The 23,975-nt window shown below is 72.5% G+C and carries 23 protein-coding genes and 1 pseudogene; 9 read left to right on the plus strand and 15 right to left on the minus strand.

Features of this window, described 5'->3' with window-relative positions:
• Positions 1-174: 174 nt before the first annotated feature.
• Positions 175-804: a class I SAM-dependent methyltransferase gene (locus ACFY2B_RS12005; RefSeq protein WP_390763021.1), complete on the minus strand. Its 630-nt coding sequence runs from the start codon at positions 802-804 to the stop codon at positions 175-177.
• 75 nt (positions 805-879) lie between these two features.
• Positions 880-1,101: a hypothetical protein gene (locus tag ACFY2B_RS12010; protein ID WP_390763022.1), complete on the minus strand. Its 222-nt coding sequence runs from the start codon at positions 1,099-1,101 to the stop codon at positions 880-882.
• A 169-nt stretch (positions 1,102-1,270) separates the two neighbouring features.
• Here ACFY2B_RS12010 and ACFY2B_RS12015 point away from each other — a divergent pair.
• Positions 1,271-1,843: pseudogene (locus ACFY2B_RS12015) on the plus strand (XRE family transcriptional regulator); the annotation flags it as partial.
• Between the two features lie 213 nt (positions 1,844-2,056).
• Positions 2,057-3,166, plus strand: a complete 1,110-nt coding sequence (locus ACFY2B_RS12020) for a GlxA family transcriptional regulator (RefSeq protein ID WP_390763023.1) — start codon at positions 2,057-2,059, stop codon at positions 3,164-3,166.
• Here ACFY2B_RS12020 and ACFY2B_RS12025 read toward each other — a convergent pair.
• The 3 genes from ACFY2B_RS12025 to ACFY2B_RS12035 form a co-directional block, all read right to left on the minus strand.
• A complete protein-coding gene (locus ACFY2B_RS12025; RefSeq protein WP_390763024.1) occupies positions 3,088-4,137 on the minus strand; it encodes a Zn-dependent alcohol dehydrogenase in 1,050 nt (349 codons plus the stop codon). The two genes, ACFY2B_RS12020 and ACFY2B_RS12025, sit on opposite strands and share 79 nt — an antisense overlap.
• Positions 4,137-5,285, minus strand: coding sequence for an acyl-CoA dehydrogenase family protein (locus ACFY2B_RS12030; protein ID WP_390763025.1), 1,149 nt, complete (start codon positions 5,283-5,285; stop codon positions 4,137-4,139). The genes ACFY2B_RS12025 and ACFY2B_RS12030 overlap by 1 nt, the downstream gene beginning before the upstream one ends.
• 370 nt (positions 5,286-5,655) lie before the next feature.
• Positions 5,656-6,567, minus strand: coding sequence for an SDR family oxidoreductase (locus tag ACFY2B_RS12035; RefSeq protein ID WP_390763026.1), 912 nt, complete (start codon positions 6,565-6,567; stop codon positions 5,656-5,658).
• 84 nt (positions 6,568-6,651) lie between these two features.
• On the opposite strand from ACFY2B_RS12035, the gene ACFY2B_RS12040 reads away from it, so the two are divergent.
• Positions 6,652-7,578 carry a cyclase family protein gene (locus tag ACFY2B_RS12040; protein WP_390763027.1) on the plus strand — a complete coding sequence of 309 codons (927 nt, stop codon included), beginning with the start codon at positions 6,652-6,654 and terminating at the stop codon, positions 7,576-7,578.
• 206 nt (positions 7,579-7,784) lie between these two features.
• Here the strand turns inward: ACFY2B_RS12040 and ACFY2B_RS12045 are convergent, their stop codons facing one another.
• From ACFY2B_RS12045 to ACFY2B_RS12065, 5 genes are all read right to left on the minus strand, one after another.
• The gene (locus ACFY2B_RS12045) at positions 7,785-8,249 is read right to left on the minus strand and encodes an ATP-binding protein (RefSeq protein WP_390763028.1); all 465 of its coding nucleotides are present in this window, start codon (positions 8,247-8,249) and stop codon (positions 7,785-7,787) included.
• A 24-nt stretch (positions 8,250-8,273) separates the two neighbouring features.
• Positions 8,274-8,411 carry a hypothetical protein gene (locus ACFY2B_RS12050; RefSeq protein WP_390763029.1) on the minus strand — a complete coding sequence of 46 codons (138 nt, stop codon included), beginning with the start codon at positions 8,409-8,411 and terminating at the stop codon, positions 8,274-8,276.
• Positions 8,412-8,809: 398 nt separating this feature from the next.
• Positions 8,810-9,760, minus strand: coding sequence for an acyl-CoA dehydrogenase family protein (locus ACFY2B_RS12055; RefSeq protein ID WP_390763030.1), 951 nt, complete (start codon positions 9,758-9,760; stop codon positions 8,810-8,812).
• Positions 9,761-9,768: 8 nt separating this feature from the next.
• Entirely contained in the window at positions 9,769-10,902 is a 1,134-nt protein-coding gene (locus tag ACFY2B_RS12060; RefSeq protein ID WP_390763031.1) for an acyl-CoA dehydrogenase family protein, read from the minus strand.
• Positions 10,902-12,143, minus strand: coding sequence for an amidohydrolase family protein (locus tag ACFY2B_RS12065; RefSeq protein WP_390763032.1), 1,242 nt, complete (start codon positions 12,141-12,143; stop codon positions 10,902-10,904). The genes ACFY2B_RS12060 and ACFY2B_RS12065 overlap by 1 nt, the downstream gene beginning before the upstream one ends.
• A 171-nt stretch (positions 12,144-12,314) precedes the next feature.
• Between ACFY2B_RS12065 and ACFY2B_RS12070 the strand changes: the two genes are divergently transcribed.
• On the plus strand, positions 12,315-13,856 hold the full coding sequence (locus ACFY2B_RS12070) for a class I adenylate-forming enzyme family protein (RefSeq protein ID WP_390763033.1): 1,542 nt from the start codon (positions 12,315-12,317) through the stop codon (positions 13,854-13,856).
• Between the two features lie 189 nt (positions 13,857-14,045).
• Positions 14,046-14,759 (plus strand): DUF4232 domain-containing protein, encoded by a 714-nt coding sequence (locus ACFY2B_RS12075; RefSeq protein ID WP_390763034.1) that lies wholly within the window; start codon positions 14,046-14,048, stop codon positions 14,757-14,759.
• 164 nt (positions 14,760-14,923) lie between these two features.
• Here the strand turns inward: ACFY2B_RS12075 and ACFY2B_RS12080 are convergent, their stop codons facing one another.
• On the minus strand, positions 14,924-15,436 hold the full coding sequence (locus tag ACFY2B_RS12080) for an EF-hand domain-containing protein (RefSeq protein WP_390763035.1): 513 nt from the start codon (positions 15,434-15,436) through the stop codon (positions 14,924-14,926).
• Positions 15,437-15,560: 124 nt separating this feature from the next.
• Entirely contained in the window at positions 15,561-15,941 is a 381-nt protein-coding gene (locus ACFY2B_RS12085; protein WP_390763036.1) for an STAS domain-containing protein, read from the minus strand.
• A gap of 305 nt (positions 15,942-16,246) precedes the next feature.
• On the opposite strand from ACFY2B_RS12085, the gene ACFY2B_RS12090 reads away from it, so the two are divergent.
• Together ACFY2B_RS12090 and ACFY2B_RS12095 are read left to right on the plus strand one after the other, a co-directional pair.
• Entirely contained in the window at positions 16,247-16,906 is a 660-nt protein-coding gene (locus ACFY2B_RS12090) for a sigma-70 family RNA polymerase sigma factor (protein WP_390763037.1), read from the plus strand.
• Positions 16,903-18,249: a zf-HC2 domain-containing protein gene (locus tag ACFY2B_RS12095; protein WP_390763038.1), complete on the plus strand. Its 1,347-nt coding sequence runs from the start codon at positions 16,903-16,905 to the stop codon at positions 18,247-18,249. The genes ACFY2B_RS12090 and ACFY2B_RS12095 overlap by 4 nt, the downstream gene beginning before the upstream one ends.
• Before the next feature lie 225 nt (positions 18,250-18,474).
• Here the strand turns inward: ACFY2B_RS12095 and ACFY2B_RS12100 are convergent, their stop codons facing one another.
• Positions 18,475-19,881, minus strand: a complete 1,407-nt coding sequence (locus ACFY2B_RS12100) for an MFS transporter (RefSeq protein ID WP_390763039.1) — start codon at positions 19,879-19,881, stop codon at positions 18,475-18,477.
• A gap of 70 nt (positions 19,882-19,951) precedes the next feature.
• Here ACFY2B_RS12100 and ACFY2B_RS12105 point away from each other — a divergent pair, with 70 nt between their 5' ends.
• A complete protein-coding gene (locus ACFY2B_RS12105; RefSeq protein WP_390763040.1) occupies positions 19,952-20,947 on the plus strand; it encodes a GlxA family transcriptional regulator in 996 nt (331 codons plus the stop codon).
• Between the two features lie 34 nt (positions 20,948-20,981).
• Here the strand turns inward: ACFY2B_RS12105 and purU are convergent, their stop codons facing one another.
• Positions 20,982-21,863: a formyltetrahydrofolate deformylase gene (gene purU, locus ACFY2B_RS12110; RefSeq protein ID WP_390763041.1), complete on the minus strand. Its 882-nt coding sequence runs from the start codon at positions 21,861-21,863 to the stop codon at positions 20,982-20,984.
• A gap of 46 nt (positions 21,864-21,909) precedes the next feature.
• Entirely contained in the window at positions 21,910-22,410 is a 501-nt protein-coding gene (locus tag ACFY2B_RS12115; protein ID WP_390763042.1) for a hypothetical protein, read from the minus strand.
• Positions 22,411-22,527: 117 nt separating this feature from the next.
• On the opposite strand from ACFY2B_RS12115, the gene ACFY2B_RS12120 reads away from it, so the two are divergent.
• Positions 22,528-23,841: an ABC transporter substrate-binding protein gene (locus tag ACFY2B_RS12120; RefSeq protein ID WP_390763043.1), complete on the plus strand. Its 1,314-nt coding sequence runs from the start codon at positions 22,528-22,530 to the stop codon at positions 23,839-23,841.
• Positions 23,842-23,975: the final 134 nt, after the last annotated feature.

A 23,975-nucleotide genomic window follows, 5' to 3' on the forward strand; every position in this document is an offset into this window, starting at 1 on the left:
TGCACAGGCCCGCGTACTCGAACTGAGGGCGGAGGGGATGAGCTACCGGGCCATCGGCGCGCAGCTCGACACGGAGGGCCTGCCCCGCGCAGGGCCGCGAAGTGGAGCGCCATGACGGTTCGCTCCGTCCGCCAGAAGGCCGGGATCTGCTGAGCCAGGCGCACAGCCGCGCGGTCAGGCCGCCGAGGCACGGACAAGCATCGTGCCCACAACCCTGCCCTCTGGCGGGTCGATCAGAGACACACGCACGTCGGAGAAGCCGTGCCCGGTCAGGGTACGCCCCCACTCATCCGGGGTGCGGTCGTGCCGCAGTCCGGCTTTGGCGGGCTTGGGTCCCTGGCTTCCTGGGGGCAAGTGCGAGAAGGCCAGGATTCCGCCCGGCGCCATGCGCGAGCGGATCAGCGGGAGCAGAGTGTCCGGATCGACGAACCACACGGCACCGAAGATCGAGAGCACGACATCGAATGTCGCGTCCGTCTCGTTCAGGAACGCCGTCGCCTCCGCCGTACGGAACTCAAGGCCCGGCAGATCGCCCCAGCACTCCCGTGCGACGGTCTCACGGGCGGGGGCGATGTCCACCCCTTGACCAGTCGCACCAAGCGTCACGAGGTGCGCGAGGTTACTACCGCTCCCAGAGCCGAGTTCCAGCACCCGGCGTCCGGCCACGGGACCCAGAACGCTCTCGTTCGGCCCGTGATCGGCGTACTGGGTCCAGTTCAGCCAGGTCGTATCACCCTTGGCGTTCACGATCCTGCGTGGCTTGCTCCCGACGGCGTACCTGTCCCAGGACTCAGCCAATGACATGCGGTGATCCTTTCCGGCATGAGGGGCCCACCCCCAACGTACGGGGACAGGCCCCAACTCACGTGCTGGTCACCACTACTTGGGCGAGTCGTGGCACCCGGCGTGGCACTGGTTGCAGCCGGCCGCGTCCTCCATGCCCCACAGGTCGGGGTCGACCTCGAACCCTGCCGCCTTGATGGCCTTGATCGTCTGTTCCAGGACGAGCGGGCCGCCGGTCTTGAGGTCATGGCCGTCCAGCGTCGCCTTGTCGTCGCTGACGCACCGGACACCAGCCGCCGACCCCGGAAGTTCCGGCACGTGGTGGATGTACCGGCCGCTGGCTTGCCTCCACTTAATTGGGGGGGGTCCGTGCTCCGGTCATGTCGCCCACCCCCGCACTTGGGGCGCAGGCACGGCGGCATCAGGCCAGTAGCGCGGGGTTCCCCGCCCTCACCCTCGTACAGGGTTCGTGGCTTCCTCTGCGTGCCGTCGGCTCTCACCGTGTACCGGCCGCGCACCCGAGTCGCTGGGGTTCGCGATCCCGATGACACGCGTCCACTCGGACGGGGCAGGAGGCCACGACATGGAGGCTGGGGCAGTCGGCACGACCGACGCTGTCACAAACCCGGAGCCAGAGCCGCAGAGCGATCACGCGGGCATCTGGCTGTCCCGGTACGAGTTCTACTCGTCCAGCCGTGACGAGACGTTCGACTGTAAGCACCACGTCGTGATCGTCCAGCACGGCAACCGGCTGACAGCCCAGAGCCTGCCCGGAGCGTCGACCAACCCGGACAGCCCGTTGTCCCTGGATCTCACCGTTGATCGGAACGTCGTCACTGGTACGTGGACCGAGCAGACGGCGGCTGACGGGTACTACCAGGGCGCCCGGTACCACGGTGCGATTCAGCTACTCGTCGAGCCGACGGGCCGGCGTATGGCGGGCAAGTGGGTCGGGTTCGGCAAGGACTTCGATGTGAACACGGGCCCGTGGGAACTGCGCCTACTCGACCGATCGACAGGCCGCGCGAGTATCGAGCGGTACTCGGCCACACCGCAGTGAGGGATCAGGGCGCTTACCTCACCATGACGGCGGCGACGAACCAGGCGCGGTGCACCGGCGTCCGGCGTCCCCGCCACGGGCGCTTCGCCCCGGGCCCGCCCGGCCGCCGGACGGTCGCTGCGGCATCGCTTGTCTGTGTCACGTCATAGAGCATCCGGCGCGGGATCACCTCCGACGAGTGGCCCGGAGGACAGCATTCGTTAAGATCGGGCCATGACCGCCGACCCGGATCTCCCGGCACCTCCGGACATCCCGGATCTCCCGGATCTCCCGGAGTTCCGCCCGCACCGCGTCGCCGTCCTCGCGCTGGACGGGCTGCTCCCGTTCGAGCTGGGCATACCGCACCGGATCTTCGGCCGCCCCAAGGACACCCTGGGACGACCGCTGTACGAGGTCGTCACCTGCTCGGTCCGGCCGCCGGGGCCGGTGACGACGGACGCCGACTTCACCATCCACGTGGCGCACGGGCCCGAGGCCCTGGCCACCGCGGACACGGTCGTCGTCCCGGCCTCGTACGAACTCGGCCCCGTCTTCGAGCAGGGCGTGCTCACCGAGGAGCTGGCCGCGGCACTCGCCCGCGTCCGGCCCGGCACCCGGCTCGCCTCCATCTGCACGGGCGCCTACGTCCTGGCCGCCGCCGGCTTCCTCGACGGCCGTCCGGCGACCACCCACTGGGCCGACGCCGAGCGCTTCCAACGGCTGTTCCCGCAGGTCGAGGTGGACGCCGACGTGCTGTTCATCGACGACGGCGACCTGCTGACGTCGGCGGGGGTCGCCGCCGGGATCGACCTGTGCCTGCACATCGTGCGCCGCGACCACGGCACCGCCGTCGCCAACGAGGTGGCCCGCCGCACGGTCGTACCGCCGCACCGGGACGGCGGGCAGGCGCAGTACATCCACCGTCCGCTGCCGGACCCGCAGCTGGCCACCACCACCGCCGCCCGCGCCTGGGCGCTGAGCCGCCTGCACGAGCCGATCCAACTGCGCGACCTGGCCGAGCAGGAGGCCATGTCCGTACGCACCTTCACCCGCCGCTTCCGCGAAGAGGTCGGTGTCAGCCCGGGGCAGTGGCTCACCCAGCAGCGGGTCGAACGCGCCCGGCACCTGCTGGAGTCCACCGACCTCTCGGTCGACCAGGTGGCGCAGGAGGCGGGTTTTGGCACGGCCCAGTCGATGCGCCAGCACCTCCAGGCGGCGCTCGGCCTCACCCCCACCGCCTACCGGCGGGCCTTCCGACCCGGTGGTCAGAAGGTCAGCACCGCGCGGGCCAGCCGCCCCGCCTCCGCGTCCGCGCGGGCCTTGTCGAAGTCCTCGACCGGATAGGTCCCGGTCACCAACTCGTCGAGCAGCAGCAGCCCCTGGCGGTACAGCTCGGCGTACAGGGCGATGTCGCGCTGGGGGCGGGCGGAGCCGTAGCGGCAGCCGAGGATGGACTTGTCCAGGTACATGGACGAGACCAGGAAGGACGCCTCGGCCGTGGCGGGCGGCACCCCGAGCAGGATGGCCTGGCCGTGCCGGTCGAGGAGGTCGACCGCCTGGCGGATCAGCTCGGTCCTGCCGACGCACTCGAAGGCGTGGTCGGCGCCGGTCGGCAGCAGCTCCCGTACCCCGTCCGCCGAGGTCAGGAAGTCGGTCGCGCCGAACTGCCGGGCCACCTCCTCCTTCGCCGGGTTGGCGTCCACCGCCACGATCCGCAGCGCGCCCGCGATCCTGGCGCCCTGGATGACGTTCAGGCCGATCCCGCCGGTCCCGATGACCAGCACGGTGTCGCCGCGCTCCACCTGGGCCCGGTTGAGCACGGCGCCCACGCCGGTCAGCACCCCGCAGCCGATCAGCGCGGCACTCGGCAGCGGGACATCCGCCGGGATCTTGACCGCCTGCACCGCCTTGACGAGGGTGCGTTCCGCGAAGGCCGAGTTGGACGCGAACTGGAACAGCGGCTTTCCGCCCCGGGTGAACGGCCGGCCCGGACGGCCGATGGCCCGGCGGCACATGGTCGGCCGGCCCCGGTCGCAGTCCGCGCAGGTGCCGCAGTTCGCCAGCGTGGACAGCGCCACGTGGTCGCCGGGCGCCACGTGGGAGACCCCGGCGCCGACCGCCTCCACCACCCCCGCGCCCTCGTGGCCCAGCACCACCGGAACGGGGAAGGGTATGGTCCCGTCCACCACCGACAGATCGCTGTGGCACAGCCCGGCCGCGGAGACCGCGACCAGTACCTCACCGGGTCCCGGATCCCGGATCTCCAGGTCGTCCACGACCTGGACCCGCTCACCGTCGAACACCACACCGCGCATCACACGGCTCCCTTCGGCTCCCTCGGCAGGCCGAGCACGCGCTCGGCGATGATGGTGCGCTGGATCTGGTCCGAGCCGCCGTAGATGGTGTCGGCCCGGGAGAACAGGAACAGGTGCTGCGCGGGGTCCAGTGCGTACGGTTCCTGCGGGGACCAGTCCGCCGGCCCGGCGGAGGCCGCCGCGCCCCGCACCCGTACGGCCAGTTCGCCCAGCCGCTGGTGCCAGCCCGCCCACAGCAGTTTGGCCACGCTGGGCGCGCCCGGATCGCCCGAACCGCCCAGGGTGCGCAGGGCGTTCCAGCGCATGGTGCGCAGCTCGGCCCACTGCCGGACGATGAGGTCGCGGACGACCGGGTCGGCCGCCGCGCCGTTCTCCACCGCCGCGCGCACGACCTGCTCCAGTTCCTTCGCGAAGCCGATCTGCTGGGCGAGCGTCGACACCCCGCGCTCGAAGCCGAGCAGGCTCATCGCGACCCGCCAGCCCGCGCCCTCGCCGCCGACGACGTGCTCCACGCGCGCGTGCGCCCCGTCGAAGAAGACCTCGTTGAACTCGCTCGTGCCGGTCAGCTGCCGGATCGGGCGGACCTCGATCCGGCCCGGCTGGTCCATGGGGACCAGCAGGAAGCTGAGCCCGTGGTGCCGGCGGGAGTCGGGGTCGGTACGGGCCAGTACGAAGCACCAGTCGGCCTCGTGGGCCAGGGAGGTCCAGATCTTCTGGCCGGTGACGCGGTAGCCGTCCGGGCCGCGTACGGCGGTGGTGCGCAGGCCGGCCAGGTCGGAACCGGCGCCGGGTTCGCTGTAGCCCTGGCACCACAGTTCCTCGCCGGCCGCGACGGGCGGCAGGAAACGGGTCTTCTGCTCGTCACTGCCGTGGGCGATGAGGGTGGGGGCGAACAGGTTCTCGCCGATGTGCCCGGAACGCGGGGGCGCGCCCGAGCGGGCGTACTCCTCGGCCCAGGCGACCTGCTGGGTGAGACCGGCGGTGCGGTTGCCGTAGCCCGGCTCCGGCCAGCCCAGTCCTATCCAGCCCGCCTTGCCGAGCGTGCGTTCCCAGGAGCGGCGGTCCTGGGCGGTGTTGACATGCGCCGTGAGCCAGTCGCGGGCCTCGGCGCGGAATGTCTCGTCTTCGGCCTTGAACCCGAACTCCACGGGGTCCTCCGGAGGTTTGCAGGGGTTTTGGTGGGTGGGGGTTGGGTTACGTGGTCGGGTGCGGCGGAGTTGTGGTTGCTCGCGCCCGCGCGGCGGAGCCGCATGTCGATACCGCCCCGCGCCCCCCAACGGGGGCGCTCGCCCCGCCGTCCGGAAGCTGCGGCGGCGTTGTGGTTGCTCGCGCCCGCGCGGCGGAGCCGCATGTCGATACCGCCCCGCGCCCCCCAACGGGGGCGCTCGCCCCGCCGTCCGGAAGCTGCTGCACCGTCGTGGTTGCTCGCGCCCGCGCGGCGCAGCCGCATGTCGATACCGCCCCGCGCCCCCAAACAGGGGCGCTGTCCCCGTCCTTGAGTCGCTGTGGTCGTGCGGGTCATGTGTTCGGGCGGGTTCCTGCGCGGGCCGCTTGTTCCATTGCTGTGAGTCGTTCCAGCATCGGCATGGGGTCGATGCCCACCGTGCCGGGGAGGAAGTCCGCTATCCGTTCCGGGGTCCAGGAGCCCTCGGCGTAACCGGCGCGCAGTTCGCGCGGCTGGGCCCAGACGGCGATCTTGGGTCCGGCGATCGTGTACACCTGGCCGGTGATGGAGTGCTCGTGGGCCCGGTCGGACAGCAGGTAGACGACGAGCGCGGCGACGTCCTCGGGGTCGCCGATCTCCGTCAGTTCCGTCGGGACGCCGGCCGACATCCGGGTCCGGGCCACCGGGGCCACCGCGTTGGCGGTCACCCCGTACTTGTGCAGGCCGAGCGCCGCGCTGCGCACCAGGGAGATGATCCCGCCCTTCGCGGCGCTGTAGTTGGCCTGGGACACCGAGCCCTGGTGGTTGCCACTGGTGAAGCCGATCAGCGTGCCCGACCGCTGCCCCCGCATGACCGCGGAGGCCGCGCGGAACACCGTGAAGGTGCCCTTGAGGTGGGTCGCGAGGACCGGGTCCCATTCCTCCTCGGACATGTTGAACAGCATCCGCTCGCGCAGGATCCCGGCGACGCAGACCACCCCGTCGAGCCGCCCGAACTCCGACAGGGCCGTCTCGACGACCCGCCGGCCGCCGGCCATCGTGGAGATGTCGTCGGCCACCGCCACCGCCGTGCCGCCCGCCGCCTCGATCTCCTTGACCACGGCGTCGGCGACCGCGCTGGTCGGCTCGGTGCCGTCGGTCGCCACGCCGTAGTCGTTGACGACGACCCGCGCTCCCTGCGCCGCCGCCGCGAGCGCGACCGCGCGGCCGATGCCCCGCCCGGCGCCCGTCACCGCGACGGCCTTGCCTGCCAAGAAGTTCCCCACGCCCGGCCCCTTCCCGTGGTTTCTGACGGACCGTTAGATTTTATGGCGCGGCAGACAGCCTGAGACAACCCCCGGGAGGCCACGATGTCCCTGCCCGACGAGTTCCACGCCCTCGCGAAGCGGGTGAACAACTGGGGCCGCTGGGGGCAGCACGACGAGATCGGCACCCTGAACCTGATCACCGACGAGGTGGTCCGGGACGCCGCGGCCACCGTCCGCTCCGGGCGCCGCGTCCCGCTCGCGCTGCCGCTGCGGGCCGACGGGGTGCAGACCGGGATGATCCCCGGGCGGGTCAACCCACTGCACGCGATGGTGCAGATCAACCAGGAGATCTTCGGGCCCGGGACGGTCGCGTGCAGCGACGACGCCGTGACGATGGGCCTCCAGGCCGGCACGCACTGGGACGCGCTGACCCACGTCTCGCACTCCGGGAAGCTCTACAACGGACGGCCCGCCGGCACGGTGACCGCGCACGGCGGCGCGGAGTTCGGCGGGATCGACAAGATCCCGCACCTCGTCTCCCGCGGAGTACTGCTGGACGTGGCCCGCGCGCGTGGCGTGGACCGGCTGGCGGGCGATCACGCGGTGACCCCTGAGGATCTGGACGCGGCCGAGGAGCTGGCCGGCACCCGGGCGCGGGCCGGCGACGTCGTACTGGTGCGGACGGGGCAGATGCAGGCGTACCTCGCGGGCGACAAGCACGGTTACGCCCATCCGTCGCCGGGGCTGTCGGTGCGCACCCCGGAGTGGTTCCACGCGCGCGATGTCGCGGCCGTGGCGAACGACACCCTCACGTTCGAGATCTTCCCGCCCGAGATCGACGGCCTGTGGCTGCCCGTGCACGCCCTGGACCTGGTGGAGATGGGGATGCTCCAGGGCCAGAACTGGAATCTCGAAGAGTTGTCCACAGCCTGTGGAGAAGCGGGCCGGTACGCGTTCCTGCTGTCGGCGATGCCCGAACCGTTCACCGGAGCCACGGGTACGCCGGTCGCCCCGGTGGCCGTCCTCTGAGGCGTCTCCCGGGGCTCCGGCCCGACCCACACTCGACGAGGGCTTCCGTCACCGAGCCCTTGCCGTCCCCTCGCGGCGAATCGCAGACCACAAGCGTGATCAAGCCGTGACGATGCGTCAACACCCGTTCAGGAATTTATTACTTATGCCCTCTTCTCACCGGGTGCGCACGGATGCACGGCCCGGCGCACAGCCGTACGGCCGGACTACACCGCCTCGAAGGCCAGCCCCTCGCAGGCGGACATCCCGCCCCCGTACGCCACCGCCGCGCTCCCCCGGGGCCGGTCGCACCGGTCGAGTTCGCACCAGATGCGCTTGCCCGCGCCCTCCGGGCTCCAGCCCCAGCGGTCGGCGAGGCCGTCGACGAGCGCGAGGCCCCGGCCGCCGGTCGCGTCGCCGTCCGCGCACCGCGGCACCGGGGCGCGGGCGCTGGTGTCGGCCACCTCCAGGCGCACCGGCGCCCATTCCGCCGCCGCACCGGGCAGCGAGAGCCTGACGACGGCCGGGCAGCCGGTGTGCACCACGGCGTTGGTCACCAGCTCGGAGACGAGCAGGATCAGCGTCTCGGCCAGCGGCTCGTCGGCCGCTATCCCGGACCCGGCGAGCCGCGAACGGGCCCACCGCCGGGCCCGCCCCACCTCCGCGGGGTCGGGCCGGATCTCCAGCTGCACTTGAAGCACCTGCACCTGCACCGCTCACACCATCCGAACCGGCGGACACATGACCCGACGCCGGGCGAGCGCCACGGCGAGGGCCGTGACGAGCATCACGACGAAGGCCACGATCGTAGCCATTTTCTGCATGGCCAGGACAACGACCACAGCAAGGGTCACGGAATGTGACTCCCCTGCGAGACAGCATGGTTGACGTACAGTCACCCCTACAAGCGCTTCGGGCATATTCCAGCGCGAAGGAGTACGCGTGCGGCATACTGTGCGACGCTCGCCGCGGGGGGTCGCACCGGCAGGGGAAAAAGCCCTGGTCGCCCCGCGGGCAGCGGCACATACCGCCGCATACGGAGCCGCCCCCTGGGCATCACCGGCATGGCTCGTACTCGGAACCATTCGCATCCCACACAAGGTACCGGAGCGGACGACTGACTCCAGGCCGTGACGAGTCACGCATAGGGAACAACCCGATATCAACGCTCCGTGACACGACATTGCCACGCTCTGCAACATCCGCAGCACGCGTCACGGCAATCCCGCGGTCCAGCGGGGTTCCGGACGGCTCAGGCGGTCAGATCGGCGGCGAGCAGTTCCTCACCCTCCGTGCCGCCGCCGCGACGCCGTGCGCGCAGCCACGCCCGTTTCAGGTGCAGATGTACCTCGGACTCCCAGGTGAAGCCCATGCCGCCGTGCACCTGGAGGCAGTCGCGGGCACCGCGCACGGCCGCCTCGTCGGCGAGCAGCCGGGCCGCCGCGACGTCCACCGGGTCGCCGGTGACGGCCGCCGCGTACACCGCCGCGCGTGCCGTCTCGGCCCGCACCAGCATGTCCGCGCACAGGTGTTTGACCGCCTGGAAGGCCCCGATGGGCTGTCCGAACTGCTCCCGCGTCCGGGCGTGTTGCACGGCGAGTTCGCCCACACGGGACGCCGTACCGAGTTGTTCGGCCGCGGTGAGCAGCACCGCCGTGGGGTCCGGCGGGGCCGGGACCGGCGGGGGCGGGGCCGGCGGGGCCGCCGGTGGCGAGCCCGGCACCCGGTGCAGCGGCGTCAGCGGGTCCACCGACCGGACCGGTACCGCGCCGGACGGGTCCCCGCGTACCACGTCGGCCGCTGCCAGCCACTCCACCAGCGGGCCGTCCACGGCCGTCACCACGGTCTCCCCGGTGGCGGCACCGGGCACGGTGCCGGCCGCGAGGTGCGTGGCGACCAGCGGGCCGGGCAGCAGCGCCCGGCCGGCCTCCTCGAAGGCGAGGACCGCCTCCGCGAGCCCGGCGCCCGCCCCGCCGTCCGCCTCGGGCAGCCGCAGCGCGAAGAAGCCGGCCGCGCCCAGCTCCCGCCACAGCGCCCGGTCCAGCGCGGGCGGGTCGACGGGTGCATCGGAAGCGGCGGGCGGATCGGGGGTGGCCGGCGGATCGAGGGCGGCGGGCGCCCGTCGCGCGTCCCAGCGCCGGGCCAGCAACTGCCGTACCCCGTCCCGCAACGCCCGCTGCTCCTGGGTGAGTTGGAAACGCATCCGGCCGCTCACCGCCCCTTCGGCAGGCCGAGGATCCGCTCGGCCACGATGTTCCGCTGGATCTGCGAGGTGCCCGCGGCGATGGTGTACGACAGCGAGGACAGCCGGTCGAGCACCCACGGCCGGTCGAGGTCGAGGCAGTCCGCGCCGAGCACGTCGGCCGCCGTGTCGTACAGCTCCTGACGGGCGTGCGAGTACCTCAGTTTGAAGACCGAACCACCGGTCCCGGGCACCCCGCCGCCCTGTTCGGCCTCGCTCACGTTCCACTGCGTCAGCCGCCACAGCGCCCGGAACTCCGCGTTGAGCGCGCCGAGCCTGCGGCGCACCCCCGCGTCGTCCCAGCGACCGCTCGCGCGCGCCGCGCGCGCGAGTTCGCCCAGCACCCGGCGGCAGGCGACGACCTCGCCGACGAAGGCGGTGCCGCGCTCGAAGGACAGCGTCACCATGGTCACCCGCCAGCCGTCGTTCTCCGCGCCGACCCGGTTGGCCACCGGCACCCGCACCTCGTCCAGGAAGACCTGCGCGAACTCCGCCGACCCGGCGAGCGTGCGCAACGGCCGTACGGTGATGCCCGGGGCGTCCATGGGCATCGCCAGCCAGGTGATGCCCCGGTGCCGGGGCGCGTCGGGGTCGGTGCGGACCAGCAGTTCGCACCAGTCGGCGACCTCGGCGTGCGAGGTCCAGATCTTGGCTCCGCTCACCACGTAGTCGTCGCCGTCCCGCCACGCGCGCGTGCGCAGCGCGGCGAGGTCGGATCCGGCGTCCGGTTCGCTGAAGCCCTGGCACCACACCTCGTCACCGCGCAGGATCGGCGGCAGCCAGCGCTCCCGCTGCGCCGCGGTGCCCTCGGCGGCGATCGTCGGGCCCGCGTGCAGCAGCCCGACGAAGTTCGCGCCCACGTAGGGTGCGCCCGCCCGCTCCGTTTCCTCCAGGAAGATCATCCGCAGTGTCGGCGGGGCGTCCCAGTGCACGTCCGCGTAGCCGGCGTCGTGGAGCATCCGCTGCCAGCCGAGGTCGTAGGCGCGGCGGGCGGGCCAGTCCGCCGGGGACGGCTTGGCCGGCAGCGTGGGCAGCGCCTCGGCCAGCCACTCCCGCAGCCGCGCCCGGAAGTCCTCCTCCTGCGGTGTGTACGACAGGTCCACTAGCGGTCCCGGCCCTGGTCCCGGCCCTGGCCCTGGTCCCGGCGCCGGTCCCGGTCGAGATCGAGGCCGAGCATGCGGATCGCGTTGCCCCGCATCAGCTTGTAGACGGTCTCGTCGTCGAGGCCCTTGACGTGGTCGAGGGCGACCTCCTTGGTGTGCGGGAAGGTCGAGTCGACGTGCGGGTAGTCGGTCTCGAAGGTGGCGTTGTCGCGGCCCACGGAGTCGATGGACGCGACGCCGTGCTTGTCGCGGAAGAAGCAGCAGAAGATCTGCCGGTAGTAGTACGTCGACGGCGGCTCCGGGACCAGGTCGCGGACTCCGCCCCAGGCGCGGTGCTCCGCCCAGACGTCGTCGGCGCGTTCCAGGGCGTACGGGACCCAGCCCATCTGGCCCTCGGAGTAGGCGAGTTTGAGCCGCGGGAACTTGACCAGGACGCCGCTGAACAGGAAGTCCATCATCGAGGCCATCGCGTTGTTGAAGCTGAGCGACGCCTGGACGGCGGGGGGCGCGTCCGGGGAGGCGGCCGGCATCTGCGAGGACGAGCCGATGTGCATGTTGACGACCGTGCCGGTGTCCTGGCAGGCCGCGAAGAACGGGTCCCAGTGGCCGGAGTGGATGGAGGGCAGTCCGAGGTGGGTGGGGATCTCGGAGAAGGTCACCGCCCGCACCCCGCGCTCGGCGTTGCGCCGGATCTCCGCGACCGCGAGGTCCACGTCCCACAGCGGGATCAGGCAGAGCGGGATGAGCCGGCCGCCGCTGCCGGCGCACCACTCCTCGACCATCCAGTCGTTGTAGGCGCGCACGCAGGCGAGCGCGACCTCCTTGTCGTGGGCCTCGGCGAAGGTCTGTCCGCAGAAGCGCGGGAAGGTCGGGAAGCAGAGGCTGGCCTCGACGTGGTTGAGGTCCATGTCCCGCAGCCGTTCGGCGGGGTCCCAGCAGCCGGGCCGCATCTGCTCCCGGGTGATGCCCTCCAGGGTCATCTCGTCGCGGTCGAAGCCGACGGCGGCGATGTTGCGTTTGTAGGGGAACTTCAGGTCCTCGTAGATCCACCAGTCGGTGGGCGGCCCGTCCGGGTCCATGGTGATCCGGTACTTGCCGCCGATGTAGGCCAGCTCGCCGATCCCGGCGGTCAGCGGCTTGGGACCGCGGTCCCGGTACTTCGCCGGCAGCCAGGTCTCGAAGAGGTGGGCGGGCTCGATCACGTGGTCGTCGACGCTGATGATGCGGGGCAGTTCGGGCATGGTCCCCTCCGCCTGACGTGATGATGACGGCAGTCCCATCCGATGACGCATCTGATGGCCCGTCAGATCTTCTCCGCCCAGCAGGCTAGTCCCGCACCCCTGGACCGACAAGGCGCACGGCTCTACGCTCTCCGCACTATCTGACGCTTCGTCAGCTCAGAGGGGGCCGGGATGCACACCGGAACGGACGCCAAAACCGACACCACCGCACACCGACTGGGCACGTCGCGCACGCTCTGGGACCTGGTCGCGAGCCGTGCCACGCTCACCCCCGACCGCCCGGTGTTCCTCCAGGACGACCGGACGCTGACCTTCGGCGAGCTGCGCGCGGGCGCCGAGCGGGTGGCGGCGGGCCTGTACGCGAGGGGCGTACGGCCCGGCACGGTGGTCGCCTGGCAGTTGCCCACCCGCGTCGAGACCGTCCTGCTCTCCTTCGCGCTGGCCCGGCTCGGCGCGGTGCAGTCGCCGGTCATCCCCTTCTACCGGGACCGGGAGGTCGGCTTCGCACTCCGGGCGGCCGAGGCGGAGTTCTTCGCCGTACCGGGCACCTGGCGCGGGTTCGACCACACGGGGATGGCGCGGCGACTGGGCGCGAAAGGGGTCTTCGAGGCGTACGACGCCCTGCCCGAGGGCGATCCCGCGCGGCTGCCGCCGCCGCCCGCCGAGGGCACCTCGGTGCGCTGGATCTACTGGACCTCGGGCACCACCTCCGCCCCGAAGGGCGTCCTGCACACGGACCGCTCGCTGATCGCGGGCGGCGCCTGTCTCGCCCACGCGCTGCGCCTCGCCCCCGGCGACGTGGGCTCGGTGGCCTTCCCGTACGCGCACATCGGCGGCCCCGACTACACGGTGATGCTGCTCCTGTACGGCATCCCGGCGGTGCTGTTCGAGCACTTCGCGCTGCCGGCGGCGCTGCCGGACTACCGCAGGCACGGGGTGACGGTGGCGGGCGGCTCGACGGCCTTCTACTCGATGTTCCTCGCCGAGCAGCGCAAACAGCCGGGCGAGAAGATCATCCCGACGCTGCGGCTGCTGGCCGGCGGCGGGGCGCCGAAGCCGCCCGAGGTGTACCACGCCGTGGTCCGCGAGATGGGCGTGCAACTCGCCCACGGCTACGGGATGACCGAGGTGCCGATGATCACCATGGGCGACCCGGAGGACACCGCTGAGAACCTGGCGACGACGGAGGGACGGCCGCCCGAGGGGATGGAGGTACGCATCGTCGACGGCGAGGTGCGGCTGCGCGGAGAGGCCGTCTGCCGCGGCTATCTGGATCCGGCGCAGACCGCGGAGACCTTCGACGAGGACGGGTTCCTGCGCACCGGCGACCTCGGGCACCTGACCGGCGGCGGGCATCTGGTGCTCACCGGCCGGCGCAAGGACGTGATCATCCGCAAGGGCGAGAACATCTCCGCGAAGGAGATCGAGGACCTGCTGCACCGGTACCCGGGCGTCGGGGACGTGGCGGTGATCGGGCTGCCGGACGCGGAGCGCGGGGAGCGGGTGTGCGCGGTGGTCGAACCCGCCGTACCGCCTGCGGGGGACGGGGAGTTGACCCTGGAGGCGGTGACGGCGTACCTGCGCGCGGCGGGGCTGTCGGTGCACAAGCTGCCGGAACAACTGGAGGTGGTGGACGCCCTGCCGCGGGGGGCGACGCTGCGGAAGGTGCTCAAGTACCAGTTGCGGGAGCGCTTCTTGGACGGCGGGCGGTGAGCGGCGCTGCCCCTGCCGCTGCGTCGGGGGGCGGCCCTGTTCCGTGACACTCCTCGTGACAGACGTGACATACCCGGGACGGCCCCGTGACAGCGGTCCACGAACTTCGCCGCACCGGGCCCCCTCACATGGAGTGTCCGACAGAGAGCCGGACGCAGGAGACCGGAACACAACCCCTGGGGGAACCCCATGTCGAACCGCCGCGCGAACCGCCGCCCCCGCAAGAGCGTCGTCGCCCTGACGGGTGCCGCCGCCCTGATGGCCCTGCTCACCGCCTGCAACGGCACCGCCAACGGCGCCGCGAGCGTCTCCGGCAACGGCACGGCCAGCGGCTCCGCGGCCGTCTCCGGCACCGCCGACGGCAAGGCCGGCGGCTCCGCATCGGTCTCCGGCACCGCCGCCGGTGACACCTCGGACGGCAACTCCTCCTCGGACAACACCTCGGGCGGCGGCACCGGTACCGAGGCGCCGTCGACCTCCACCGGTGCGGACGGCGACGGGGCTCCCTCCGCCTGCCGTCCGGCGAACTACACCACCACGATCGCCCCGGGACCCGCCTCCGCGGGGCACAGCCACTTCCAGGTCACCCTGACCGCGGCGCCCGGGTACGCCCCCTGCCGGCTGGCCGGGTCGCCGACCGATGTGAAGTTCTCCAGCCAGGGTGCCCAGAACGGGATCACCGCCGGCACGTACGGCCCGCAGGACGCCGTGGTGACGTTCGGCCCGGGGAACCCGGTTCACTTCGACATCCAGGTCCCCAACGACGCCGACGGCACTCCGGCCGACGAGGTGGCCTTCACGCTCCGGACTCCGGACGGCGTGATCCCGGGCGAAGGCAGCGTCGACGGCTCACTCACCGTCGCGGACGGCACCGTCATCGGTCCGGTCCAGGCGGGCGCCTGACCCTCCCTCCGGACACCCCGCACGCCCGCGGCCGATTCCCCGGCCTTCCCCGGCCTCCCCGACTGGTGCCGACGCGACCGGCGGGCCGCACCGCCGGGGTCCGGGCTCCGGCCCGCCGCGTCGCGCAGGGGCCTTGCCGCTCCGGCGTTCCACCGCCGCGGACGTCACTCCGGCACGGTGAAGTACCGGGCGAACGCCGGGACGATCTCCGTCTCTCCCACCTTGCCGTCGCCGTCGGTGTCGAGCGCCGCCGCCACCTGTCCGGCGATGTCCTCCCGGACGCCGAGGGCCAGCAGGACGCGCACGATGTCGGCGACCGCGGCCGATCCGTCGCCGTCGGGGGCCGCGAGGGCGAGGGCGGCGTGCAGGAAGGGGCGGGCGATCTCGGCGAACCGGTCCGGGTTGTCGCGCAGGCGCTTGACCGCGCCGGAGACGAACTCCTGGCGGGTGATGCGCTGGTCGCCGTCCCGGTCCGCTATCCCGGCCATGCCCTGCCAGAACGCCTCGGCGCCCGCGTACAGCGCCTGGCCCTTGGCGGAGCGGGCCGGCGTGGCGAACTCCGCCAGCAGCGCCTTGGCCGCGACGTTGAAGTCCGCCCGGTCGATCCAGCCGTTGCCGTCCTGGTCGAAGGTGGCGAACCGGGCGGCGATCCTGCGCTCGTACTCGGTACTGACCATGTCTGTTCGGGCCGCCTCACATCACGTCGGGTAGCTCTCGCACGGAGCGTACGACGCCAGGGCCGGTCACGGAGCGGGAAAGCGACTTTTGTGCCAAGACCGGGGGAATTCCGCAACAACAGTGTCACGCCGAGAGGGGACCGGCCTCGTCCTCGGTCGCCGAGGCGACGTCGGGATGGATGTCGAAGAGCCGGCGCACGCCGAGCGCGCCGAGGACCCGGTTGACGTGCGAGCCGTCGTCGGCCCCGCGGGCGGGCAGGATCAGCCGGAGCCGGCCGCGGCAGGAACGCAGCAGGCGCCGGGTGCCTATCAGCACGCCGACACCGCTGGAGTCGCAGAAGAAGACCTCGGAGAGGTCCACCACGAGTTGCCGCCGGCCTTCGGCCACCGCGTCGTGCACCCGCTGGCGCAGCACCGGCGAGGTCACCAGATCCAGTTCGCCCGACACCTGGAGCACGGCCCAGCCGCCGCGCTCGTCCGCGGTCACTTTGAACGCCACCACCACGCCTTTCGCTCGCCGGATCGTCCCGGAACCGTCGAGAAACGGAGGGTTTTACGCCGCTTCCTTGCAGCGCGGCTGCCCAGCGGCCGTTCCCTGAAACACCGCACCAGAAACAGAAAACGGACAGAACAGGCTTGTTTTAGTCGCCTTCGATCCTGTTCGATCGATTGTGGACCGGGTACGCGACGGTCCATTACCACCTGCGGTCCGCCTGGGGCGAGCAATACACAAAGGAGCGTGCCCGGTCGGAGCCGCCGACTACATTCGAGGAGACGGTGGACGCACTCGGGGCAGGGGGAGGGGGCCGCATGGCGACGAAGGGCGTACCGCCCCGCTGGGACCGCAAGATGCAGCAGCGGCTCGCGCGCGGCGAAGCGGCGGCCCTCGGCGAGCTGTACGACCGGTTCGCCTCCCTCGTGCACGCCCTCGCCCACCGCGTGCTCGCCGACGACGCGGCGGCCGACGGCGTCACCCGCGAGGTCTTCGTCCACGTCTGGGAACACCCCGACGCCTACGATCCCCGGCAGGGCCCGCTGCGTTCCTGGATGGCCGCGCTGACCCACCGGCTCGCCGTGCAGCGGCTGCGCGCCACCGAGACCGCCGCGCTCGCCGGCGACGGGGCCGGCGGGGCCGAGAAGGAGAAGGCCGGGGAAGCCTCGGAATCCAGGGAAACCAGGGAAACCAGGGAAACCAGGGAAACCGGAGAAACCGAAGAAGCCGCGGAACTGGAACGCAAGGTGCGGCACGCGTCGGTCGCCGCCCGTGCCGACTACATCGTCCAGTCGATGCCCGCGCCGCTGCGCGCCGCCCTGGACCTGGCCTACTTCCAGCGCCGCGACTACCGGCAGACCGCCGCCGACCTGGGCGTCACCGAGGACGAGGCCCGCCGCCGGCTCCGCCTGGGCCTGCAACTGCTGTCCACCGCGCACGACGCCGGGACGCCCTCGGGATACGGGGGTTCGGTGTGAGCGGAGCGGAGCGGTTCGATGCACAGGGCGGGTACGAGAGACCGGGCCGCACGGGCACCGGCGACGGGGCCGGTGACCTGCCGCCGGGGCCGAGCGGCCGGGACGACCCGCCGCGCGGCGCGGGAACCGGACCGGAACCACCGGACGGCCCGCCGCCGCGCATCCCGCTGCCCCGTGCCTCCGTCGAGGACACCGGACGGCCGCTGCCCGACCTGGACGACGTGGCACCCGTCCCGCCGGAGCTGCCGCACGGCGTGCTGAGGTCACTGCTCGGGGCCTGGGCGCTGGCCGCTTGTTCGGCCGCAGAGACGGCCGCGGTGGAACTGCACCTCGGCGAGTGCGGCTCCTGCGCGGACGAGGCGCGGCGGCTGCGCGAGGCGGTCGGCCTGCTGCACCAGCCCGAGAACCTCGACCTGGACCCGGCGCTGCGCACCCGTGTCCTCGCGCACTGCCTCGACCGGCGCCCGCCACGCGTCCCGCTGCCCGAGTGGGCGACGCCGTACGACGCGGAGACGGCCCGGCTCGACGCGCTGCTCCAGGACATCGGGGACGCCGAGTGGCACGCACCGGTGCGGCTGCGCTGGTTCGAGGGCGACGCGGCGGCGAGCCGCCGTACCACCGTCGCCGGGGCGATCGCGCATCTGCTGTCGGTGGACGGCCTGGTCGCGGTGGCGCTCGGCCTGGCGGACCCGCTCGCCGAGGAGGGCGTGACGGGCCCGGCCCCGCGCACCGAGGCGTACTGGCGGGCCTCGCACGTCCCGCTGGCCCGGTCGGTGCGGGCACCGTGGCGTGAGCAGAGTCACAACCTGGTGCGGACGGTGTCCTTCACCGGCGGCAGCGCCGGCCGGCTGCCCGTCCCGTACGGCGACTTCACCCTGCCGCTGCACGACGCGATGCTGGACCGGGCGTTCGAGTGCTGGGTGCACGCGGAGGACATCGCGGAAGCGGTGGACTATCCGTACGACCCGCCCGCGCCGCGCCATCTGCACCGCATGATCGACCTGGCCGCCCGGATGCTGCCGGAGGCGCTGGCTGCCCGCCGCCAGGCGGGACTGGCCGCGAAGGGCGACACCCCGCACCTGGTCGCGGCCGGCGAGCCCGGCCGCACCCTCCGGCTGGAGATCGAGGGCGACGGCGGCGGCGAGTGGCTGATCCCTCTCGACTCCCCCGGCGCGGTGGGCTCCGCCGAACTGGAGGTGGCCCGGCTCGCCCTGGACGGCGTGGAGTTCTGCCGCCTGGCCGCGGGCCACGTCCCGCCGCAGGAGGCCGCGGCGGGACAACTCGGGGACCGGGAGGCGATCAGGGACGTCCTGTTCGCCGCGGCGGGGTTGAGCCGGATGTAGCCCACGGTGGGGGCGGGTTGGGGCCATGGTGGGGCCCCGTCGAGTTCATTGCGGGAGCCGGGACGGGTTCACGGTGGGAGCCGGGTGGGGCTCACGGCGGGGCGGGCCGGGGTCACAGTGGGAGCCGGGACGGGTTCACGGTGGGAGCCGGGTGGGGCTCACGGCGAGGCGGGCCGGGGTCACAGTGGGAGCCGGGTGGGGCTCACGGCGAGGCGGGCCGGGAGTTCACGATGGGCGCTCGCCGGGGTCCGAGGTCGACCGCGGGTCCGTAGGGGTTGCCCGCGTGGTTCCCCGCGCTCCCGCCCCCTGCGCACGGGGCCCGCCCGACCGGTTCGTGGACAGCAGTCCCAGCAGGGCCGCGAGGGCGAGGACGAGGACGAAGAACTCGTAGTCGCGGGCCGTGCCGATGAGTCCGCCGCCGTGCACGACCAGGAACCCGGCGGCGACGGAGGGCGCGCCCATGCCCAGGTAGCAGACGACGTAGACGACCGACAGCACGCCGGCCCGTTCGTGCGGGGCGGCGAGCGGAACCACGGTGCGCATACCGCCCTGGAACCCGGCCCCGAAGCCGATGCCCGCGACGACGGTGCAGCCGAAGAAGCCGACGGCCGAGGACTGGCCGACCGCGACCACCGTGCCTCCCGCGGCCAGCACGAGCATGACGATGCCGACCAGCATCACGGTGCGGGGTGCCACCCGGCCGAGCGCGCCGGTCGTCAGCGATCCGACCACGGCGAGCAGGAAGAATCCGAAGCCTCCCAGCACCACCGAGGAGGAGCCGGACAGCTGCTTCACCAGCGCCGGGCCGAGCGACCCGTAGAAACCCGCGAGCGCCCACACGGCGAACAGGATCGGTGCCGCCGCGACCACCGGGCCGCGCAGCCCGGCGGGCACCGTGAACTCGGGTACGAGCGCGGCGCGCGCACCGGGCTTGCGGGTCACCGTCTCCGGCATCAGGAACACGCCGAACGCCTGCACGACGAAGACGCCGACGAGCACGAGATAGACCAGGCGGGTGGGCGCCGGCGCGTACTGGACCAGCAGCCCGGACAGCAGCGCTCCGGTGCCGGTGCCGAATCCCGGCGCGGCCGCGTTGGCCGTCGTGCCGCGTCTGCGGTCGATGTCGACCATCACCGCGCCGAGCGCGCCGAGCGCCCCACCGGTGGAGACACCCTGCAACACCCGGCCGGCCACCAGGGCGCCGACCCCGTCCGCGGTGATGAGCACGGCCAGCGCGACCATCTGCACCGCGAGCGCGGCCAGCAGCACCGGCCGGCGGCCGACGTGGTCGGACAGCCGCCCGAGCACGAGCAGGGCGAGCAGTACGGCGATCGCGTACACGCCGAAGACGACGGTGGTGGTGATCGGCGAGAAGCCCCACCGGCCGGCGTAGGTCGCGTAGAGGGGGGTCGGCGCGCTGGAGGCGGCCAGGAACGAGACGACGATCGAGGCCGGCAGCATCAGGCTCGCGGTTCTCGGGCTGTTGCCGGTCCCGGCCGTGCCGCGCTTCCGCAGCGCCGGAGGGCCGGGGTTCGGGGGTGCGGGGTTCGCGGGGGCGGTCGCCGCGCCGGGCGCGCCGGGCACCGGATCGGCCGCCGCATCGGGCAGGGGCCGCTGCACGGATCGAGTCATGCCTTGAGCCTCGCGCCGTCACGCCGCACCGACGAGTGGCAAAAATGCTGCGTTTCGTTAGGATGCTGCCATGGCTGTTCATCGTGTGGCCGTGGTGGTGCTCGACGGGGTGACCCCGCTCGACCTGGCCATCCCGACCCAGGTTTTCTCCCCGCGTCCGGAGACCCCCTACGAGCTGACCATGTGCGCCCTGTCCGGTCAGGTCGCGACCACCGGCGGTTTCAAGCTGCTCGTCGATGCCGGGCTGGACCAGGTGCGCGCCGCCGACACCGTGATCGTGCCCGGCTTCGACCCGCCCCTGCGCCCGCCGCCCCCGGCGCTGCTCGACACCCTGCAAGAGGCCCGCGGCCGGGGGCGGCGCGTGGTGTCGATCTGCACCGGCGCGTTCGCGCTGGCCGCCGCCGGCATACTGGACGGCCTGCACGCCACCACCCACTGGCAGCACATCGACGACCTGGAGCAGCGTTTCCCGGCCGTGGCGGTGGACCGCGACGTGCTCTACGTCGACGAGGGCGAGGTGCTCACCTCGGCCGGGGTCTGCTGCGGCATCGACCTGTGCCTGCACATCGTGCGCCGCGACCTGGGCGCCGTCGCCGCCAACCGGATCGCCCGCGGCCTGGTCGCCGCCCCCCACCGGGACGGCGGGCAGGCCCAGTACGTACCGGCGCCCGTGGCGGTCGCCGGTGACACCTCGCTGGCCGGGACGCGGGCCTGGGCCCTGGAGCGCCTCGCGGACCCGCTCTCCATCGGCGAACTCGCCCGGCACGCCCGTATGTCACAGCGCTCGTTCATGCGCCACTTCACCGAGGAGACCGGCACGACACCGCTGCAATGGCTGGTCAACGCCCGGGTGAACGCCGCCCGCGAACTGCTGGAGACCACCGACCAGTCGATCGACCAGGTGGCACAGGACTGCGGACTGGGCTCGGCGGCCAACCTCCGGCTGCACTTCCGGCGCGTCCTGCACACCACGCCGACCGCCTACCGGCGCACCTTCACCCGCCGCCCCCCGGCGGACACCGCCCTCGTCCCCGCCGCGCACACGGTCGCCGGGCCGACGGCGTGACGGCGCGGGGTGTTCCCCGCGGCCGGTGGGCGGGCTAGGCGAACACCACCGTCCGCCGCCCGTTGAGCAGAATCCGGCGCTCCGCGTGCCACTGCACGGCCCGCGCCAGCGCCTGGCACTCCACGTCCCGGCCGATCGCGACCAGTTGGTCCGGCGTGACGTCGTGCCGTACCCGCTCCACCTCCTGCTCGATGATCGGGCCCTCGTCGAGGTCGGCCGTCACGTAGTGCGCCGTGGCGCCGATCAGCTTCACCCCACGGGCGTGCGCCTGGTGGTACGGCTTCGCGCCCTTGAAGCTCGGCAGGAAGGAGTGGTGGATGTTGATGATCCGGCCGCTGAGCTGCTTGCACAGCTCGTCCGAGAGGACCTGCATGTAGCGGGCGAGCACCACCAGCTCGACCTGCTGCTCGCGGATGATCTCCAGCAGCTGTTCCTCGGACTGCGTCTTGGTGTCCTTCGCCACCGGGAGGTGGTGGAAGGGGATGCGGTACGACTCGACCAGCTCGGCGAACTCCCGATGGTTGGAGACGACCGCGGCGATCTCCACCGGCAGCGCACCGGTCCGGGCGCGGAACAGCAGGTCGTTGAGGCAGTGCCCGAACTTGCTGACCATCAGGACGATGCGCATCTTCGCGTCCGCGCGGTTGATCTGCCAGCCCATCTGGAAGGAGTCGCCGACCGCCGCGAAGCTCGCCCGCAGTTTGTCCACGGTGACCGGCGCCTGAGCCGAGAAGTGGACGCGCATGAAGAACAGACCCGTGTCGTGGTCGCCGAACTGCTGGCTGTCCTCGATGTTGCACCCGGTCATGAACAGATAGCTCGACACGGCGTGCACGATGCCCTTCTTGTCAGGGCACGAGAGCGTCAGGACGTACTGGTCGGCCAGGGCCGCTGCTCGGGTGGGCTGGTCGTTCATGCGGGACAGGGTCCCACATCCGCCTCGGCGTACCGAGCACGGTCCGCTAGGCGGACCGCGTCATGATCTGGAGCACCTCAAGGCTCCGCGGCGGCGCGTCGGGGTCGTCGCCGTCGCTCACCGACATCCGGACGTGGGCGTCCCGGGCCGCCCGCACCGCCTCCGGCCAGCCCTGGTTCTCCAGGTACGCGGCGACCGGCGCGTCCGGGCCGACCTGGTGCATGATCCGCAGCACCCGCAGGACGGCGGTGTCGACGAGCGCCGCCTCCTGGGAGTCCCGGAAGATCGTGCCGACGTACTTCTCGGCGGACCAGTTGTCCAGCCAGGTGTCCTCCACCAGCCGGTACACGGCGTCGGTCACGTCCCCGTACCCGTCGACGCCGACCAGCCAGACGTCTCGTTGGAACGTCTGGTCGGAGAGCATGTGCAGCGCGGAACGCACATTGCTGCGCCAGCGCCACCACGGCATGTCATTCTGCGGCATGCCGCCCATGGTGGAGGAGCGACGGCCGCGACGGGAAGAGTTCTCCGAACCTTGCACGGTCACCGATCGTACGTTCTTCACAGCGGGCGTCCCACCGGCCCCCGCAATTCACCTCTACGTCACCCCTGGTTGACCGTGGAGCATGCCCGGGTTAGCGGTGTGACGGAATCGTCCGTGAACATGACCGGCAGGCGACGCTTTCGCAGCACCTTCCTCCCCCCACGCACCCGCCCTGCCCGAGCCTCCGTGCTGTCCGCGGGTGCGCTCGTGGCCTGTGCCTCGCTCGCCGCCGGATGCGGGGTCATTCCCGGAACGGGAGATTCCGGGGACGACACGATCAAGGTGATGACCTGGGCACCGCAGGGCACCGACGCCGCCGACATGGACGGCATGCCCGCCATGGCCGAGGCGTACGCCCGCTGGATCAACGCCGAGGGCGGCCTCGCCGGCCGCAAGCTGAAGGTCCTGACCTGCAACGACGGCAATGACGCCGTGGGCGCGGCGAAGTGTGCCCGGCGCGCGGTGGACGAGAACGTGGTGGCGGTCGTCGGCTCCTACAGCGAGTTCGGCGACTCGTACTTCGCGCCGCTGGAGGGCGCCGGCATCCCGTACATAGGCGGCTACGGCGTGACGACCGAGGAGTTCACCAGCGCGCTGTCCTACCCGGTCAACGGCGGCCAGGCCAGCCTGCTGGCCGGCCTCGGGAAGGCCCTCGCCGGCACCTGCGGCCCCGTCGCCCTGGTCCGCCCGGACAGCATCGCGGGCGACGAGCTGCCCCCGCTGCTCAACTCGGGGCTCGGCGCGGGCAAGCACGACAAGGCGAAGGACCAGCTGGCACCCGAGGACGTCGGCGAGTACAGCCAGCAGGCCGACCGGGCGCTCAAGGAAGCGACGTCGGACCCGCTGGCGCAGGGCTGTGTGGTGCCGGCGCTCGGCGGCTCCACCGCGACCTTCATGGACTCCTTCCGGCGGGCCCGCGAGGACTATCCGCGGGTGAGCACCGCGACCGTGCTCGGCAGCGTCGACCAGAGCGTGATCAACGCGTCGGGCGGCGCGAGCGGGCCGTACGAGGGTTCGTACATCACCGGCTGGTACCCGGTGGCCACCGACCAGCGCTGGAAGCCGATGAAGGAAGTGATCGACAAGGAAGCCTTCGGCGACAACCGCATCGACCCCGCGGACGCCGGAGTGCAGACCACGTGGATCGCCTACACCGTGCTGCGGGCCGTCCTGGAGAAGATCGGCGGCAGCGAGGTGAGTGCCGACAGCGTGCGGGCCACCCTGGACTCCGGCATCAAGATCGCCACGGGCGGGCTCACCCCGACCCTGAGCTGGCCCGCCCGTGGCCAGGGCAAGCTCGCCGCCGTCGGTCTGTCCCGGCTGGTCAACGCGGACGTGACGCTTCAGGTCGTACGCGCCGGACAGCTGGTGGCGGCCAGGGGCGGGGGCCTCACGGACGTCACCGCCACGCTCCAGAACGCGAACCTCGGCTGAGTCCGGGCCGGCCGGCCCGAAGGCGTCCGGTCCGGCCGGGTCAGCCCCCGCCGGACCGTGCCCGTCCCGTCAGCCCCTGCCGGACCGGCGGCGCCCGCCAGGTCCGGCCGCGCCGCGCCCGGCGTACCGGCCGG

It is taken from the genome of Streptomyces sp. NPDC001270, from assembly GCF_042896695.1.
Lineage (GTDB): Bacteria > Actinomycetota > Actinomycetes > Streptomycetales > Streptomycetaceae > Streptomyces.